Annotated in this window: 15 protein-coding genes; 8 read left to right on the top strand and 7 right to left on the bottom strand. The window is 64.1% G+C overall.

Annotated features, from left to right (window positions below):
• Positions 1–5: 5 nt before the first annotated feature.
• Both DSM104635_RS05090 and DSM104635_RS05085 read right to left on the bottom strand, forming a co-directional pair.
• Positions 6–1,937 (bottom strand): alkyl/aryl-sulfatase, encoded by a 1,932-nt coding sequence (locus DSM104635_RS05090; protein ID WP_158765166.1) that lies wholly within the window; start codon positions 1,935–1,937, stop codon positions 6–8.
• Positions 1,938–2,037: 100 nt separating this feature from the next.
• Complete coding sequence (locus DSM104635_RS05085; protein ID WP_158765165.1) at positions 2,038–3,840, bottom strand: DEAD/DEAH box helicase; 1,803 nt, start codon at positions 3,838–3,840, stop codon at positions 2,038–2,040.
• 72 nt (positions 3,841–3,912) lie between these two features.
• Between DSM104635_RS05085 and DSM104635_RS05080 the strand changes: the two genes are divergently transcribed.
• On the top strand, positions 3,913–4,776 hold the full coding sequence (locus DSM104635_RS05080) for a hypothetical protein (RefSeq protein ID WP_158765164.1): 864 nt from the start codon (positions 3,913–3,915) through the stop codon (positions 4,774–4,776).
• Between the two features lie 21 nt (positions 4,777–4,797).
• On the opposite strand, the gene DSM104635_RS05075 is transcribed toward DSM104635_RS05080, so the two are convergent.
• Complete coding sequence (locus DSM104635_RS05075; protein WP_158765163.1) at positions 4,798–7,545, bottom strand: DEAD/DEAH box helicase; 2,748 nt, start codon at positions 7,543–7,545, stop codon at positions 4,798–4,800.
• 80 nt (positions 7,546–7,625) lie between these two features.
• On the opposite strand from DSM104635_RS05075, the gene DSM104635_RS05070 reads away from it, so the two are divergent.
• The 4 genes from DSM104635_RS05070 (at position 7,626) to DSM104635_RS05055 (ending at position 10,484) form a co-directional block, all read left to right on the top strand.
• Positions 7,626–8,303, top strand: coding sequence for a hypothetical protein (locus DSM104635_RS05070; protein WP_158765162.1), 678 nt, complete (start codon positions 7,626–7,628; stop codon positions 8,301–8,303).
• Entirely contained in the window at positions 8,303–9,013 is a 711-nt protein-coding gene (locus DSM104635_RS05065; protein WP_158765161.1) for a hypothetical protein, read from the top strand. The genes DSM104635_RS05070 and DSM104635_RS05065 overlap by 1 nt, the downstream gene beginning before the upstream one ends.
• Positions 9,010–9,438, top strand: a complete 429-nt coding sequence (locus DSM104635_RS05060; RefSeq protein ID WP_158765160.1) for an ester cyclase — start codon at positions 9,010–9,012, stop codon at positions 9,436–9,438. Before DSM104635_RS05065 ends, DSM104635_RS05060 begins: the two co-directional genes overlap by 4 nt.
• Before the next feature lie 146 nt (positions 9,439–9,584).
• On the top strand, positions 9,585–10,484 hold the full coding sequence (locus DSM104635_RS05055; protein WP_158765159.1) for a response regulator: 900 nt from the start codon (positions 9,585–9,587) through the stop codon (positions 10,482–10,484).
• On the opposite strand, the gene DSM104635_RS05050 is transcribed toward DSM104635_RS05055, so the two are convergent.
• Both DSM104635_RS05050 and DSM104635_RS05045 read right to left on the bottom strand, forming a co-directional pair.
• Entirely contained in the window at positions 10,481–11,515 is a 1,035-nt protein-coding gene (locus DSM104635_RS05050) for an alpha/beta hydrolase (protein ID WP_158765158.1), read from the bottom strand. The genes DSM104635_RS05055 and DSM104635_RS05050 overlap by 4 nt on opposite strands.
• A 25-nt stretch (positions 11,516–11,540) precedes the next feature.
• The gene (locus DSM104635_RS05045) at positions 11,541–12,161 is read right to left on the bottom strand and encodes a TetR/AcrR family transcriptional regulator (RefSeq protein WP_158765157.1); all 621 of its coding nucleotides are present in this window, start codon (positions 12,159–12,161) and stop codon (positions 11,541–11,543) included.
• Positions 12,162–12,267: 106 nt separating this feature from the next.
• On the opposite strand from DSM104635_RS05045, the gene DSM104635_RS05040 reads away from it, so the two are divergent.
• Both DSM104635_RS05040 and DSM104635_RS05035 read left to right on the top strand, forming a co-directional pair.
• Positions 12,268–12,750: a PaaI family thioesterase gene (locus DSM104635_RS05040; protein ID WP_158765156.1), complete on the top strand. Its 483-nt coding sequence runs from the start codon at positions 12,268–12,270 to the stop codon at positions 12,748–12,750.
• Positions 12,747–13,178 (top strand): PaaI family thioesterase, encoded by a 432-nt coding sequence (locus tag DSM104635_RS05035; protein WP_158765155.1) that lies wholly within the window; start codon positions 12,747–12,749, stop codon positions 13,176–13,178. Before DSM104635_RS05040 ends, DSM104635_RS05035 begins: the two co-directional genes overlap by 4 nt.
• Positions 13,179–13,279: 101 nt before the next feature.
• Here DSM104635_RS05035 and DSM104635_RS05030 read toward each other — a convergent pair whose 3' ends face one another.
• Positions 13,280–13,930, bottom strand: a complete 651-nt coding sequence (locus tag DSM104635_RS05030; protein ID WP_158765154.1) for a hypothetical protein — start codon at positions 13,928–13,930, stop codon at positions 13,280–13,282.
• A gap of 131 nt (positions 13,931–14,061) precedes the next feature.
• On the opposite strand from DSM104635_RS05030, the gene DSM104635_RS05025 reads away from it, so the two are divergent.
• Positions 14,062–14,844 carry an alpha/beta hydrolase gene (locus tag DSM104635_RS05025; protein WP_158765153.1) on the top strand — a complete coding sequence of 261 codons (783 nt, stop codon included), beginning with the start codon at positions 14,062–14,064 and terminating at the stop codon, positions 14,842–14,844.
• A gap of 3 nt (positions 14,845–14,847) precedes the next feature.
• On the opposite strand, the gene DSM104635_RS05020 is transcribed toward DSM104635_RS05025, so the two are convergent.
• Entirely contained in the window at positions 14,848–15,717 is an 870-nt protein-coding gene (locus DSM104635_RS05020) for a branched-chain amino acid aminotransferase (protein WP_158765152.1), read from the bottom strand.
• Between the last annotated feature and the right edge of the window lie 59 nt (positions 15,718–15,776).

Below are 15,776 nucleotides of genomic sequence, written 5' to 3'. Positions count from 1 at the left end.
AGTCGTTACGGCGTCACGATAGCGAAGTTGGGGTCGGGTGTATCGAACACCTCGCCGAGGCCTTCAAGGCTGCGTCTGTTACCGGTGATGCGGATTGACCCAGAAAGCACAGCTTGACGCATGGATTGCGTGGCCATGGCCTGGAGGAATGCTGCGCGAGGGGCGGTAATGGTTGGCGCATCGGCGACGGTAACGCCACTCTCGTGAACCAGAACGCCGTTGGCGATGGTGACGCCGAAGCTTTCATTACGCTCGGGGAAAACCAGGTTGAAGGCGTAACGGCGTGTGCCCAGCCGCTCTGGGTTCAGGCGCACAGCGAGGAGATCGAGGATGTAGCTCGTCGGCGTAGCGGCCACGAGTGCTGCGCTTTGCGTGACGCCGCCTGGCGTTTGCGGCGGGCCGCTTTCGAGTTCACGCGCGGCGACAAGGTACATGTTGCGCCAGATCGCGCTCTCGGCCTGGTAGGCCATCTGGCGATGGGTGTTGGCGAGGAGCGTGCGCGCGTCGCGATTGTTCGGGTTGGCGAAGATCAGCTGATTGAGCACGCGCGCGGCCCAGCGATAGTCGCCTTCGTTGAAGGCGCGTTGGCCTTCGGCGAGCACGTTGGCTTCGCCGCCCATGGCGCGGACGAAGCGTGCGCCCTCCTCTTCCGGCGCGAGCGGGTAAAGGTTGGCGGGGTTGGCGTCGTACCAGCCCATATAGCGCTGATACACGGCGCGCGAATTATGCATCATGGTGCCGTAATAGCCGCGATTGAACCAACGGCGCGCGAGGGCGTCCGGCAAGCGAACTTGCTCTGAGATTTCGCGATCGGTGTAACCGGAGTTCATCAGACGCACGGTTTGGTCGTGGAGATATTTGTAGGCGTCGCGGTGGGCTGAGATGAAGTCGCGGACGCGGTCGTTGCCGAAGCGCGGCCAGGCGTGGCTGGTGACCATGATCTGCGTGCGGTCGCCGTAGAGGCGGAGGGATTCGGTGAGATAGTCGGCCCAGGCTTTCGCATCGCGCACGAGCGCGCCGCGCGGCGTGAGGATGTTGTGCATCGAGGCGTTGGCGTTTTCGCTGAGGCAGAGGACGCCGAGATCGGGGAAGAAGAAATTCATCTCCGATGGCGCTTCGGTTTCCGGCGTCACTTGGAATTCGATACGGACGCCGTCGATGGTCAGCATCTCACCGGTGCGGGCGATGGTGCGGGTTGGCGGGATGAGCGAGATGTTGCCGGTTGAAATGCGCAGACCGATGCCGGAGGTCATCTGCCCTTCTGGGCCGGCGGGCAGGCCGACACCGAATTGATATTGCGCGCGGCGGCTCATGGCGTTGCCGGCGATGACGTTCTCGGTGACGGCGTGCTCCATGAATCCTTCGGGCGCGATGATTTGCACGCGGCCTGCGGTGACATCGGCCGCATCGACAACGCCAGCGACGCCGCCGAAGTGATCGGCGTGGGAGTGGGTGTAGATAACGGCGATGACGGGGCGATCGCCGATAGTGCGGCGCGCAAGTGCGAGCGCTGCGGCAGCGGGTTCGCGGGTGGTGAGCGGATCGATGACGATAAGGCCGGTGTCGCCGACGACGATCGTCATGTTGGAAATGTCGAAGCCACGGACTTGATAGACACGGTCGCTGACTTGGAAGAGGCCGGCGCGCGCGAGCAGGCGCGCTTGGCGCCAGAGGCTGGGGTTTACTGTTTCGGAGACGTCGGGCGTCAGGAAGTTGTAGGCGGTGAAGTCCCAGGCGACGCGGCCGTCGGCAGTGCGGATTTGCGGTTGATCCCACCCGGCGATGAAGCCGCGTTGCGCGAAGTCTTCATCTTCGACGTCAGCCCAGTTGAGGGATTGGGCGAGTTCGGCGTTGGCGGTGCGCGTGGCGTCGGTGACTTGCGCGGTCGCGCTGGTTGAAAGAAATGCGCCGATCAGCGCCACAAACAACACCCGCATGGTTTCTCCCTGTTTTGGCGCGAGTATGGAGCGCCGGCGTCTCGCAGGCCAGTACTGGCGCATGCCGGCGGGGACGCCGGCGCTCCATAGGGACGGCGCGCTAGTCCGCTGGGTGCCACTTTTTCTTTTTGCCGGGCGGCGGGCCGGCGTGTTTGGGGTTGGGGCGCTTGGCGTCGGTGCGCGCGCGTTCCGGCTTGCCGCTTGGTTTGGCGTGGTGCGATTTGGCGCGGGGGCGATCGGTGTAGGCGGGCGCGGCTTCGTGGCGTTGACGGGGTTCGTGCTGTTGGCTTGGCGGTGAGATGCGGGTGACGTGGATTTGTTTTTCCAGCTTGCCGCCGTCGCCGCCGATGCGGGACATGAAGGCGTCGATGCTGGCGGCGTCGATCTCGACGTGGGTTTCGTGATCGTGAATTTTGATGGTGCCGAGTTGGCGCTTGGTCAGGCCGCCGGCTTTGCAGAGCATAGGAATGAGCCAGCGCGGTTCGGCCTGCTTGTTGCGGCCGACGGAGAGCGACACCCAAGCGCCGCCGGCGAAGTTTTCGTTACCGCGTGGCGCGCGTTCGGCGCGTTGCTGTTCGGGCGTCCAACCTTGCGTTGGCGCGAGATCTTCAGGCGCCGCCTGCCCTTTGCGGTAGAGGCGGACAAAGGCGGCGGCAATTTGGACAGGATCGTGTTGGTCGAGCAATGCGCGAACGATCTGCTGATCCGACGCTTCCGGCGGCGCTTGCAGCAATGGATCAGCCAGCAAGCGTTCGTCATCACGGCGTTTGATGTCGTCCGCTGACGGTGGCTCGCCCCATTTGGCGTTGATGTTGGCGTCGCGCAGCAGGCGTTCGGTGCGGCGGCGCGCTGAGTACGGCACAATGAGAACGCTCGCGCCTTTGCGGCCGGCGCGGCCGGTGCGGCCGCTTCGGTGCAGCAGTGCTTCGGTGTTCTTGGGTAGATCGGCGTGGATGACGAGTTCCAGGTCCGGCAGATCGATGCCGCGCGCGGCGACGTCGGTGGCGACGCAGACTTGGGCGCGGTGATCGCGCAGGGCTTGCAGCGCGTGGGTGCGTGCGTTCTGGCTGAGTTCGCCGGAGAGCGCGACGACGGACATGCCACGGTTTGAGAAGCGGCTCTCAAGGCGCGTAACGGCGGCGCGCGTGCCGCAAAAGACGAGGGCGTTGGTCGGATTATAGTAGCGAAGCACGTTGAAGATGGCGTTCTCAGACTCGTGCCCTTGCGCAACGAGCGCGCGGTATTCGATGTCGGCGTGTTGCTTCTGTCCGCCGCCGGTGTTGAGGCGCACGGCGTCGCGCAAGAATTTTTGCGCCAGCGCTTCGATCGGGCGCGGCATGGTGGCGGAGAACATGAGCGTGCGGCGCTCTGCGGGCGAGGCTTCGAGGATGTGTTCGAGTTCTTCGCGGAAGCCGAGATTGAGCATCTCGTCGGCTTCATCGAGCACGACGGCTTTGAGGCCGTGCATTTCGAGTGAGCCGCGGCGGATGTGATCGACCAGACGCCCCGGCGTGCCGACGACGATGTGGGCGCCTCGGTTCAAAGCGCGGCGTTCGTCGCGCATATCCATGCCGCCGACGCACGAGACGATACGGCCGCCGATGGGCGCGTAGAGCCATTCCAGTTCGCCGCGCACTTGCATGGCGAGTTCGCGCGTCGGCGCGATGATGAGCGCTTGCGGCGCGCCGGGTTGCGCGAGCTTGGCTTGGCCGTCGAGCAAGGTGTTGGCGAGCGTGAGGCCGAAGGCGACGGTTTTGCCGGAGCCGGTTTGCGCGGAGACGACAAGATCCTCGCCCTGCACGTCGGGCGACAGCACGGCGCTTTGCACGGCGGTCAGCGCTTCGAAGCCGCGCGCGGTGAGCGCGCGCGCAAGCGCGGGGATGACATTGTCGAAGGCGGACATGCGTTAAGTCTTTCGGGCCAGATGCGCTGTCACCGGGCCGGATCATTCGCAGGGTTTGCGGCGGTTTAGGCTATGTTGGCGGCGATGGCGATGGGGCGAAGCGGCATAGGTGCTGGCCGTTGCGGTGATTTCGCTGGAATGGTGAATGGCGAGTGTTGGCCGATCGAGCATCTTTTGCGTTATGCAGGATCGGTGACCCTTGGCCCCACACTCCTTGTCGCACTCGATGCGGCCTATGGTGCGTTCGCCGGCTATCTACGTCCGCAGCGGATGGAAGCATCGTCAATGCGCGATCCAGCGAGGATTCTAGCGACGCTATCCAGCGCGCCACTTCGCGATCTCACTGGAGAACAAATCGGCCCGTATGCAGGATGGGCGCTAACGACTGTTGGCTCAGTTACAGATTACAAGCACTTCCTTCCGCGCATTCTAGAGCAGGCGGTGCGCGATTCCAGTTGGTTGGGAACTCAGCCGCCTGTGATCGCATCGCGACTCAACATGGCGGAGTGGCGGTCGTGGCCGGAGGCCGAACGATCAGCAGTAATCCAAGTCTTCATGGCTGCGCTACGGGGGGCAATTTCCCAGCATCCAGACGAAGCGGGTGGTGCCTCGGAATGGCTGTGCGCCCTCGCAACGATCGGAGAAGACATTCAGCCCATCCTTCAGGCATGGGTACGCGATGCACGCGGCAACGCGTTGTTGCAGATCGCTAACCTTGCAATGGAACTACCCACGCTTGTTTCGATGGACGCACACGAGCAACTTTTTTGGGCCGACGTCGCGTCAGAGACGCGAACCGCAATCGTCACGTGGCTGAACTCAGCGGAAATCGGGGCGGCGTTTGCGGGCGCCTCGGAGATCGCCGAAAGCGACATGTGGCGAATTGACGAGGGCATGAAGGCAATTGCTGAAGCCGCTGGATCGACGCGGCATTAGCGCGTTCCGGAGTCTGCTGCCCTACCCCATCGCTTCCTCAATCAGCCGCGCAGCATCCGCCAGGATCGCCTCCTCCGCTTCCCCCTCCACGCGCACGCGGCCCATCTCCAACATCACGGGGGCGGCGAAGGGTGAGACGTGGTCTAGGTTTTTGTGGATGAGACGGCCTTTGACGCGGCGGAGCAATCCGCCGAGGCGCTTTAGATCGAGATAGCCTTCGCCGGCGTCGGCGAAGGCGGCTTGCATGAGGATGTGGTCGGGCTCGTATTGCTTGAGCACGTCGTAGATGAGATCGGCGCTGAAGCTGACTTGGCGGCCGGTCTTGCGTTCGACGGCGGGTGCGTTGCGGTGGATCATGCCGGCGATGACGGCGCACTTGGCGAACATCGCTTTCATCAAAGTGGATTCGGCGAGCCAGGCTTCGAGATCGTCGCCCAGCATGTCTTCATCGAACAGCGCATTGAAGTCGAGATCGCCCATCGGCTCTAGGCCCCAAACCGCGACGGCGTATTCGCTGGCGAGGAAGCCGAGCGGATTTTTGCCGGCGCGTTCGAAGCGGCGTGAGAGCAGCATGCCGAGCGTCTGGTGCGCGAGGCGGCCTTCGAACGGGTAGCAGACGAAATAGTGCTTCAGGCCACGTGGAAATGTTTCGATCAGCATCTCGTCAGGCGCCGGCACGACGGAGCGGCGCTTCTGCATCTTGATCCAGTCGCGCACTTGGGCGGGGAGTTTCTTCTGCCGCGCCGGTTCGTGCAGCATGTGGCGGACGCGGTCGGCGAGGAAGGTCGAGAGCGGGAATTTGCCACCGGCGTACGAGGGTATGCGCGGGTTCTCCTCGCCGTGGGCGCGAACGACGAGGGCTGCATTTTCCTCGACGCCGATGAAGCGGAGCATGTTGCCGGCGAAGATGAAGGTGTCGCCGGGGGCGAGACCTTCGATGAAATATTCCTCGATCTGGCCGAGGCGTTGGCCGGCGATCATCGGGATACGATTTGCTCCCCCGCGCGCGGGGGAGCTGTCAGCGGAGCTGACTGAGGGGGCGGTGCGCGCACGAGCGGCGGACGGCTGAGCGGTTGCACCCCCTCCGGTCGCTTCGCGACCACCTCCCCCGTTTACGGGGGAGGAAAGGTTTCGCCGCACGCCGGCTCGTCGCGCCAAACGCACATCCAGCATCTCGCTTTCGATGATGGCGCCCACATTCATGCGGTGCTGTTGCGCGACAGTGGCGTTGCGCACGCGCCACCGATTGTCGTGCGGGTCTTGCACGATGCGGCGGTAGCGATCGTAGGCGCGCAGCGCATACCCGCCGGTGGCGACGAGATCGAGGCAGCGGTCAAACTGGCTGCGCGGGAGATCGGCGTACGGGAAGGTGGAGATCACTTCGGCGTAGAGTTCGTCGGCGTCGAACGGCTCGCCGCAGGCGCAGCCCATGATGTGCTGGGCGAGGCAATCGAGGCCGCCGATGCGTGGATCGGCGCCGTCGAGCGCGCCTTCGAGCACGGCTTCTTGCGCGGAGCGACATTCGAGGACTTCGAAACGGTTTGATGGCGCAAGCAGCGCTTGCGACGGTTCATCGAGGCGGTGGTTGGCGCGTCCGATGCGCTGCACCAGACGCGCGCAGCCTTTCGGCGCGCCGATCTGAATGACGAGATCGACGTCGCCCCAGTCGATGCCGAGATCGAGCGTCGAGGTGCAGACGACAGCGCGGAGTTGGCCTGCGGCCATGGCGGCTTCGACTTTGCGGCGTTGGGCGACGTCGAGCGAGCCGTGGTGGAGTGCGATGGGGAGCCCGTCGTCATTGATGCGCCAGAGTTCCTGGAACGTCATCTCCGCTTGGGCGCGGGTGTTGACGAAGATGAGCGCGAGCTTGGTGCGTTTGATGGCGGCGTACACCTCCGGCATGGCGTGACGCGCGGTGTGGCCCGCCCAGGGGATGCGGGCGTCGGAGTCGAGAACGTCGATGACGGGCTGTGCGCCGGGTGGGGCTTTTACAATTAGGTCGCGCGCGACTCCCCCGCCCCCTTGCGGGGCGGGGGTTGGGGGGTGGGGGGCGTTCAGGTGATCAGGCGCCTGATTGTCGGCACGCCCCCCCCCACCCTGCCCTCTCCCCCGCGAGGGGGGAGAGGGTTCTTTGCTTGCGCCGGTGAGATAGGAGGCGAGGCTCGTCTCATCCGCCACCGTCGCGCTCAAGCCCACGCGCCGGTGCTTCGGCGCCCAGCGCCGCAGGCGCGCTAGCGCAAGCGTTAGCAAGTCCCCGCGCTTCGTCGGCGCGAGGGCGTGGATTTCGTCGATGATGACGACTTGGAGGTCTTCGAAGAAAACGCGCGCGTGTTCGCTGGCGATCAGCAAACACAGTTGCTCCGGCGTCGTGAGCAGCATGTCGGGTGGATGCGCGCGTTGCCGTTGGCGTTTGTGTGGCGGCGTGTCACCGGTCCGCGTCTCGACGCGAACATTGAGCTTCATCTCGCGCACGGGCGTCTCGAGATTGCGCGCAACGTCGGTGGTGAGCGCTTTGAGCGGCGAGATGTAGAGCGTGTGCAGTTCGTGCGGGCGCTTGATGCCGCCCTCTTCGGCGATGGGTGCGAGATCGATCAGGCTGGGCAGGAAACCGGCGAGCGTTTTGCCGGCGCCGGTGGGGGCGATGAGAAGTGTACTTTGGCCGGCTTGGCCGCGCCGGATCAGTTCCAGCTGATGCGCGCGCGGAGACCAGCCGCGGCTGGCGAACCAGGCGGCAAACTGTGGCGGCAATGGCAGGTCGCCGGAATCCATGCGTGAAAACTAGCTCAGGATAGGATGGGCGGCGATGCTCGGCCTTGGCGCCGCCGCAATCGGACATAGGGTGCGGAACCATGTTTCGCATCGTGTGCGCGGCCGCTGCGGCTGCTGTGATTGGATTTGCTGGGTTGGCGGTCGCGCAGAACGCGGCGACGGGTGCGCTGGCGCAGGCCGTGGCGGCGACCGCCGCGGCGAAGGCGGACTATGCGTTCGACGTCGAGATCGACACGGCGAAGCTGAATTGGCGGGCGCGGTTTGACCCGAGCGGTTCGCCGCGACTGCGCCTGGTGTCGCCGCGGCGCGACGAGCTGGAGAACAATCAGCGCCGCGCGTTCGATCGGATGGCGGAGGAGTTCGAGGGCGTGTCGTGGTGCGCCAGCGAGCATATGGGCCGCGTCGCCGACGTGCGCTTGGTGCGCGAGGATGAGACGAGCGCCGTGTACGCCTTCCAGCCGACGCCGGAAAGCATTCGCGGCGAACAGGCGCGGCAGTTCGCGAACCGACTGCGCGGCGAGATGACGATCGACAAGGCCGCGCGCGATGTCACGCGGGTTCGGCTCTATACCCCGGAAGCGTTCAGCCCGTTCCCGCTGGTGCGAGTCGATAGCGCGAACATCGTGATCACTTGCGCGGCGGCGCCGAACGGGCGACGGTTCGCGGCGGAGACGGTGAGCGAGTTTCGGGGATCGGCTTTGGGCCAGGACTTCAATGAGCGCTCCGTGCAGCGGCAACGCAATTTGAGCGGGGCTTGATGCCGGCACGCTATCAGCACCTGCGGGCGGAGCAGATCCTCTCCACGCTGGACAAATTGCGCGACCGCATCGTGGCGCGGTTTCCGGATGCCGGACTGGCTGGTGTGTGCAGCGAGCTGATTGAGACGGCGCAGCATAGCGCCAAGGAAGCGGCCCAGCTAGCGCGACCGTCGTACGGGTGGCGGGCGGTGTCGCTGCTGCTGATCCTCGGCGGCGTGGCGGCGCAGATTGCGGCGTTCAAATTTCTTCGCGTGCAGAGTTCGATGCTGAGTGCGCCGGAATTGGTGCAGGGCCTGGAGGCGGCGGTGAACCTGCTGATCCTGTTTGGCGGCGCGGTGTGGTTCGTGCTGACGCTGGAGGAGCGCGGCAAGCGGCGGCGCGCGATGGATTCGCTCCACCGGCTGCGCTCGCTGGCGCATGTGATCGACATGCACCAGCTGACGAAGGATCCGACCATCGTGCTCGATGCGCAGAAAACGCCGGCGTCGCCGGAGCGGACGATGACGCAGTTCGAGCTGACCCGGTATTTGGACTATTGCGCCGAAATGCTGGCGCTGATCGGGAAGCTGGCGGCGCTTTATGCCGATCGCATGCGCGACAGCGTGGTGATCGACGGCGTGAACGAGATCGAGAACCTGACCTCGGGCCTGGGGCGCAAGATCTGGCAGAAGATTACGATCATCGGCGCGTTGGAGGAACGCGGCGCATGAGCGTGCTGGACGACGCGCGCGTGGCGATCGTGGCGGAGCACATGGCGTCGGAGGTGCGGCTCGATTTCGACGCGACGATCGCGACGTTCAAGCATCCCCGGTACGAGCTTTATGGCGCGGGCCAAGTGTTTGATGGCGAAGAGGCGGTGCGGGCCTATTTCGCGGCGTCGCGGAAGACGTTTCCGGATCAGGGCAATGAGGTGATTGCGCTGCGGCCGCTGGAGGATGCTGTGCTGGCGGAGTTTTGGCTGACAGGGACGCATCTCGGGCCGATGCGGACGCCGCAGGGTGAGCTGGCGCCGACGGGGAAAAAAGTTCGGGTGCGGATGGCGGCCGTGTTCGAGTTTGAGCCCGGCGGCACGGGGATCGTTTGCGAGCGCGTTTACTTTGATTCAGCTTCTGTGTTGCGGCAGCTGACGGCTTAGGGCAACGCGCCCCTCCGGCTCGCTTCGCTCGCAACCTCCCGCTGCGCAGGGAGTATACTTTAACCCTTCATCAACCCCCGCACTCAGCACTTCTTCAATCAATCTCGCGTAAATATCCTCGGCTGTTGTGGGGAGACGTGCGTCTGATGTTTGGGGGTGGTCAATTTGATCCGTCCGGGCTGACGGCGCTTGTGCTTGACGACAATCATTATGAGCGCGGCATTTCGCTCGACCAGTTGCGGGCCATGGGCTTTGGGCGCGTGATCGGCGCGGCCAACACAGTCGAAGCCTGGCAAGCGCTGCGCGGCAGCAATCCCAACATCGTGCTGATGGAATGGATCGAGGACGCCAATGACGGCCTCGATTTCGTGCGCCGGGTGCGCATGAGCGAAGAGCTGCCGAACCGCGCCGTCTCCATGTTCATGCTGACGACGAGTGGAGCGGCGTCCGATGTCGAAGCGGCGCGGCTCGCGGGCATTGACGGCTACCTGCGCAAACCGATCTCGGCGTTGGCGCTGCAGCAGCGCGTGCGGACGGTGATCGCAAATCCGCAGCCGTTCGTGGTGACGTCCGCCTATGTCGGCCCCTGCCGGCGCCGGCGTCGGCCTGACCTGAATTACCTTGGCCCGCTGCGGCGGCTGGATGACGAAGCGCCCGAACCGCTGGTGAGCGGCGACGATGAAGAATTGAATCTCAAATCCGAGCTGGCGCGCGCGTGCGTCGCGAAGCTGGAAGGCCGCGCGAAGAGTCTGGCGGCTGGCGATGCGAAGGCGGCGCGGGACGTTTACAAAGCTGTGCAGGACCTTGTCGATGTTGGCGAACAGATCGGTGATCCGAGCCTCACTTTGGGCGCGCGCGAGATGGCTCGCTATCTGACGGCGCAAGGCGCGACAGACAGGCTCGATCCGGAAGTGGTGCGCACGCACGTCGCGGCGCTGCACCAGTTGGTGCACCTGCCACACGCGCTCTGCGAAGAGCGCCAGCGCGTGGCCGAGAGCCTGAAGCGCATGGTCGACAAGAAGCTGCGCCAGGCCGACGCCGCCTAGCGCTGACCCTTTAGCGCGGCTGCTGTTTCTTTCGAGATGCGACGGATCGCGGCTTCGGCATTGGGTGACGCGGCCGAGAACGCGACGAAGCCATGCGGCAGGTTCTCGAAATTGGTGTAGGCGGCCTTGACGCCCACCTCCTCCAAGCGATGCGCATAGGCGGCGCCTTGATCCAACAGCATGTCGAAACCGGCAGTGTAGATTAGCGCCGGCGCAAGGCCGCGAAGGTCTTGCGCGCGGCCAGGCGAGACGCGCGGATCCGAAGGGTCCGCGCTCTCGGGCAGGTATTGCTTCATGAAATAATCGACGGTGTCGTTGGTGAGCGGGAACGCATCGGCGAAATCGTGCATCGAGGGCGTGTCGCTGACGAGGTCGAGGCCGGGATAGATCAGCAGCTGCAGCACCGGCGGCTTCGAGGTGCGAAATTCCTGCGCGACGATGGCGGCGAAATTGCCGCCCATCGAGTCACCGCCGACAGCGGCCTTCTTCACCGGCGCGCCATAGCGCGCGGTGTTGTCGACGGCCCACGAGTACGCGGCCATCGCGTCTTCGAGTCCGGCGGGAAATTTGTATTCGGGCGCGAGGCGATAGTCGACGCTGAGAACCGGCGCGCCAGCTTCCTTCGCGATCATGCTGCAAAGGCGATGGCAATCTTCCAGCGTGCCGATCACGCCGCCGCCGAAGTGGTAATACACCATCATCGCCGCGGAATTGTCGCGCACGGTCGGGAGATAGAGCCGGCACGGCACGGAATGGCTGCGGCCGGTGACGTAGATTTTCTCAATGCGCACGCCGCCGACAGCAGAGCCGCCGAACGTGGCGGTGCCCATGTTGGCTTGTTCGCGTAGACGCGTAGGAGTCATCGCCTCCCAATCGACGCCGCGTTCGCGTGATTTGGCTTCGATGAATTGAAAGCGCGGGTCCAGCGTCATGCCGCGCACGGTGCGGGGTTCGCCGCCGGAGGCTTTGAGCAACGCGGCTTCGGAGCGCGATAATGCAAGTTGGGCGAGCGTCTTACGCAGCCAGGACACGGGGTTCGTACCTCTTCTTCTTCGGTCAGTCCTTGCGCGCCGCGCCGACGAGACCCTTCAGGATCAGGCCGGTCGCGAAATCCGACGCGCCTTTTATGTCCGGAGGTGAGCGGCGCAGCATCGCCGCACCCACCTCTTGCGCAGCGCCGATGCAAGCGCAAGCGAGATAGTCTGCGTCAACGCGCGGTGCGTCGCCGCGTGCGATCGATTCTTCCAGGCTTTGGCGCACTTCCTGATAGACTGAGACCATCTCCGGCGTGTCCATGCGCAGGACGTGCGGGCGGCGTTCGTCGATCGGGCGGCCCTCGGCGCGATTGTCCTCCACGATGAATCGGAAATAGGCGACGAAGGCGCTGTACAGATAATCCTCAAAGCTCTTGGCGTTCTCCCGCGCCATACGGAGAATCGGGCGGAAGCGGCGCGCGCCGTCATCGGCCAGCGCTTCGAACACTTCTTCTTTCGAACGGAAGTAATTGTAGAAGGTGCCGGACGCGAGATCGGTGCCCCGGATGATGTCGCGCACCGTGGATGCTTCGTAGCCGAGCTGCGCAAACACGGCGCGCGCGGCGATGAGAATGGCCTGGCGGTTGGCCGCCTTGGTCTTCTCGCGTTTGCCTAGCGGCTCGATCGTTGCCGTCTCGCTCATTCCCGCTCCCCGAACCGTTCCCCGTGACAGTATAGCGACCACAAAAATGACGTTACGTCAATTTCATCTGATGGCGGGGCGCAGCGGGCGCTGCTAGCACCGGCCAATGGCCAGCGAAACTCACTACGGCGAAGGCGGCGACGTGTTCGAGCGCATTCAGGCCATGATGAAATGGACACCGCAGGGCCGAGCGCTGGGCTTTGAGGTGACCAAACTCGAGGGCAATCACGTTTGGGGCCGTGCGCCGTACAAGCCTGAGCTGGTGGGCGATCCGGAAACGGGCGTGATCGCGGGCGGCGTGATCACGACGTTCCTGGATCAGCTTTGCGGCATGGCGGCGGTGTTGGCGATGAAGGAGCCGTCGATGGTGGCGACCATCGACATCCGCATCGATTACATGCGCGGCGCAACGCCGGGGCGGGACGTGCTGGCGGAAGCGCATTGCTACAAGATCGGGCGCAACGTGGCGTTCGTGCGCGCTGTGGCGTTCGAGGATGACGCGGGCAATCCGATTGCGCACGCAACGGCGACCTTCATGGTCAACGCGACACGGAAGTTCGGCGCGAATTTAACGGAGAAAAAGTCGTGACGCCGCAAGAGCAGCTCACGGCGGCGCTGGCGCGGATCCCGTATGCGACGTTTCTGGGCGTGCGCGCGGAGCTGAAGGGCGATGAGCTGACGCTCGTGCTGCCCTACTCCGAGCATCTGCTCGGCAATCCGCTGTTGCCAGCACTGCATGGCGGCGTGGTGGGCGCGCTGATGGAGCTGACAGCGATTACGCAGCTAGCGATCGCGTCCAAGAGCGCAAAATTTCCTAAGACGATCGATGTTGGCTTTGACTATCTGCGATCAGGCAAGCCTGTGGATACGTTTGCGCGGGCGAAGGTCATAAAAATCGGCCGCCGCATCGCCAATGTGCAAGCCGAAGCTTGGCAAGGCGAACGCGGGCAGCCGATTGCCGCGATGCACGGGCACTTCCTGGTTGGCGACGACGACGCCGCCAATCCGAAAACCTAGTTCAGCACTCCAAACAAGAAAAGCAGGATGATGATCGGCAGCGGAATACCGATGACCCAGAGGAGACAGCCTTTACCCAGTTCTTCCACGATGCACTCTCCTCAAACGCGCGGGGTGGTTTGATACGGAACGCCGTCGTCGAGACGCGGACGGCCTTCCCATGTCGGGTGATGCGCGCCGAGCCAGCCGCCAGCGACGGCGCCGGCAAGGCCCAAGCTGAGCGCGCCGACAGTCCACCATGAGAGCGCGGCGATGGCGTCGGCGGTGTCTCCGGCGGTGGCGAGATCCGAGGCGTTGGCGCCCTGCCCGTCGGTTGCATCGCTCAGTTCGCCGATGGTTTCGGCGACACCGGACGGGAGCGAGTCACCGCTGACGGCACCGGACGCGGCAAAGGTCGCGAGCGTGACGGCGACAGCGACAGCAAACGCCCACACCAGGAAGCCAGTGAGCAGGCCGCCGAAGTGGTCAGGATAGCGCGCGCCGCGTGACGCGATGTAGGCCCCGACCTGAAATGCAACGAGTTGAGCGAACATGACAAATAGACCGCCGCCGATGGAGATGGTCTCGTCTTGGTTATTGATCTCGTAGGGATTGAAGGCGCTGGCGCCGATGGCGAGGCCCAGCATGTTCAGGAGAAAGCCGATGGCGATTGCGGCGACTGCGCCCGCGACAATCGTTGGCCACTGGATGAGCGGATGCGCGTAGTGGCGCCCCGCGATGGTATAGTCGGGATCAAATCTGTAGGCGACCATGTGCGTGTCTCCGGCCGAATTGCTGCCCGGTAACGCGGCGCCGCTACGTGAGTTCCGACTTCATCTCATTTTCGCTTGTTCCGCGCGTGGCCGGTTCATAACGTTGAACTGCAAGCCGATGGGAGACGACCATGACGCGCACGATTCTTTTGGTTCACGGTGCTTGGCTGAATTCCAAGAGCTGGGAACATTGGAAGACGCGTTACGAGGCCAAAGGCTTCAAAGTCGTGACACCGGACTGGCCAGGCGACGAAGGCGATCCGGTCGAACTCAAAGCACATCCGCGCAAAGAACTCATTCATTACGGGCCAAAGGAGATCGTCGCACACTACGAGGCGATCATTGCTGACTTGGACGAGAAGCCGATCATCATGGGTCACTCGGCCGGCGGCGTCTTCACGATGCACTTGGCGGACAAAGGCTTGGGCGTTGCCGCTGTCGCAATCGATCCCGCGCCGACACCGGGCGTGGGCATTCCGATCGAAGGCGCGATCAATGCGTTGCCGGTGCTGGGCGACCCCTTCAGTGGCGGCAAAGTGATCTCGATGATGAAATCATTCTTCGCTGACAAGTTCGCCAATGGGCTGCCGCGCGATCAGGTCGACTATCATTTCGAGCACTACGTCGTGCCGACGGCGGGCAAGGTCTATTGGGACGGCGTCGTGTCGGGCGGCGCTGGCGCCATCACGTGGGACAGCAAAGTGCGCCCGCCCATGCTTCTGATCGGCGGCGGCAAAGACCACATCGCACCGCTCGGCATGACCAAAGACATCTTCAAGCACCAGCGACGCGCCGCGTCGCTGACGGAGCTCAAGGTGTACGAAGACCGCTCACACTATCTCTGCGGCGAGCCGGGCTGGGAAGAAGTCGCGGACTACGCGCTGGAGTGGGCGACGAAAAACGCGCGGACCTGAGCGCTATTTATTCGCGCGCCGAGTAAGCGCCGAGAAGTCCGCCATGATCTGCTCGGTCAGCGTCGATGGCTTGAACGGCAGGCCGGCGATTTCGCGGATGGGGGTGATCTCGGCGGCGGAGCCGGTGAGAAACGCTTCCGAGAAGTTCGCGAGTTCGTTCGGCCAGATGGCGCGCTCCACCACTTCGATCCCCGCCTTCTTGGCGAGCGCGATTACGGTTTGACGGGTGATGCCGTTCAAGAAGCAGTCCGGCGTTGGCGTGTGCAGAACGCCTTCGCGCACGAAGAAGATGTTGGCGCCAGTGCCTTCGGCGATTTGGCCACGCCAGTCGAACATCATGGCGTCGTCGAAGCCAGCGTCGGTCGCGGCGTGGCGCGAGAGCGTGCAGACCATGTAGAGGCCGGCAGCTTTCGATTGGCAGGGCGCGGTGTCAGGCGCCGGACGGCGCCACGGCGCAATCATCAGCCGCACGCCCTTCATCTTGTCCTTGAAATAGTCGCCCCACTCCCAAGCAGCGATCGAGACATGCACGTCGTCGCGCTTGGCAGAGACCCCCATCTGTTCGGAGCCGCGCCAAGCCAGCGCGCGGAGATAGCAATTTTCCCAGCCTTGCTTTTTGATCAGCTCGGCCTTGGCGCGATCCAATTCTTCGACGCTGTACGGAAGCGAGAACCCAAGCAGCTTCGCTGAGTTGTGGAGGCGTTGGCTGTGCTCCCGGCTCTTGAACACGACGCCGCCGTAAGCACGCTCGCCTTCAAACACGGATGACGCATAGTGGAGCGCGTGGGTGAGGACATGCACCTTGGCGTCGCGGTGCGGAAGGAATTCGCCGTCCATCCAGACGTAGCCGTCGCGATCGTCGAAAGCCGGCATAAGCGTGTTCCTTCCTGCTAGAATGCCCTTGCCGACCGGCCTTGCTCCAAGGCATGGTC

It is taken from the genome of Terricaulis silvestris, assembly GCF_009792355.1.
Taxonomy (GTDB): Bacteria; Pseudomonadota; Alphaproteobacteria; order Caulobacterales; family Aquidulcibacteraceae; genus Vitreimonas; species Vitreimonas silvestris.
This window is presented reverse-complemented; position numbering and strand designations above follow the sequence as displayed.